The sequence below is a fragment of the Mesorhizobium sp. M2A.F.Ca.ET.067.02.1.1 genome (genome assembly GCF_004023285.1).
In the GTDB taxonomy this organism is placed as follows: domain Bacteria; phylum Pseudomonadota; class Alphaproteobacteria; order Rhizobiales; family Rhizobiaceae; genus Mesorhizobium.
Genome location: NZ_RZSB01001042.1, coordinates 1 through 1627, shown reverse-complemented (window position 1 = coordinate 1627; position 1627 = coordinate 1). Strand labels below are relative to the sequence as shown.

1 protein-coding gene is annotated in these 1627 nt (G+C 60.6%); it reads left to right on the top strand.

Annotation, left to right across the window (positions count from 1 at the left end):
• Nucleotides 1–256 precede the first annotated feature (256 nt).
• On the top strand, nucleotides 257–1495 hold the full coding sequence (locus tag EOA28_RS35205) for a site-specific integrase (protein WP_128315820.1): 1239 nt from the start codon (nucleotides 257–259) through the stop codon (nucleotides 1493–1495).
• Nucleotides 1496–1627: the final 132 nt, after the last annotated feature.

The following is a 1627-nucleotide window of genomic DNA, read 5'->3' as shown; positions in this document are numbered from 1 at the left end:
CCACTCCATGCTGACGCAGTCGGAGCTTGTTGTGGACACATGACCAGCGCGACAGACGACGCGATCAGATCACGCCGGCGACACACCCTCCTTGCCGCTCCGCATTCGCGGAGCGGGTTAGTCCAAGCAGGTTTATGCCGACCGCAGAACTATGCCGAACGGGCGCGTTTCCGCCAACGTTTTTCATGACTTAGCCGCTGCAGGTTCGGCATAGATTAGGGTCTCTCCGTCGCGATTGGCGCGAAGGAGAGGACACATGAACGCAAGTGACTATCTGCAACGCAGCACGCTTTATCGGAAGCTGATTCACGGCCCCTATGGCGAGTTTTCACGGGTTTACGCGGCCCGATTGTCTGACCAAGGCTTGGGTCGGCAATGCACCTGGCGATCGCTCAGCCTGTTTCGAGACCTGATGGACTGGCATGTTGGCAATGGACATGATCCTCAGGATTTAAGCGAAGTTCACGTTGATCGGTTTCTCGAGCACCGTTTCAAACACTGGAGCCCCGACTCGGGCGATCGATCAGCGCTCCGGCGCTTGCTTGCCGCATTACGGGAAGAAGGCTTAATACCAGCCGCCGCGCCACTTGAGCGCACGGAGCACGAGCAGATTGTTGATGTGTTCGCGGCTTATCTCTCGAATGAGAGAGGACTCGCCGCCTCGACGGTGGAAAGTCATAAGCTGCTGTCACATCGATTCCTGCTGGAGGTCTGTCCGGCCGGCGCAGATGGGTTTGCAGCGCTCACCCCGGAGACCGTCATCGGTTATGTCGAGCGGCATGCCCTTGATGGTTCCGCCGACAGCGGCAAGGCGATGTGCGGCGTGGTGCGCGCCTTCCTGCGCTACTTGCATCTGAAGGGATTCATTTCCGTAGCCTTGGCCGATTGCGTGCCATCGATCCGCCGCTGGCGGCTTGCTGGCACGCCAACCTTCCTGCCGCCACAAAAGGTCCAGCAGGTTCTCGATGCCTGCGATCAAACCACGGCAATGGGGCTTCGGGACTATGCGGTTCTGATGGTCCTGGCCAAGCTCGGCTTGCGCGCCAGCGAGGTTGCGGCGCTCAATCTTGACGACATCGACTGGCGGTCAGGCAAGATTCTTGTCCACGGCAAGGGGCGGCGGCAAGCCATGATGCCGCTACGCCACGATGTCGGCACAGCTATCGTCGCTTATATCCGGCATGGGCGACCAGCTCTACCGTGTCGCCGGTTATTTCTGCGAATGCTTGCTCCGCACGTCGGCTTTGCCTCAGGCTGCGCCATCACGATGATCGCGAAGGAGGCCCTCGAGCGGGCGGGTATTCACGGCTATGCGCACCACGGCGCGCACCTCTTCCGCCACAGCCTTGCGACCGACCTGCTGCGGTCGGGGGCCAGTTTTGCCGACGGCCAGTTGCTTCGTCACCGGAGCATCGACAGCACAAGGATCTATGCCAAGCTCGACATCGAGAAGCTGCGCGAACTGAGCCTGCCCTGGCCGGGAGGTGTCCAATGAGCCGTCTTCGAACAGCGCTCGAGCGCTATGTGGGCATGCGCCAGGGATTGGGATACAAGTATCATGGCCCCGCTCGACGGTTGTCGGATTTCGTCACCTTTATGGAGGCTCGCGGCGCCGAGACCGTCACCA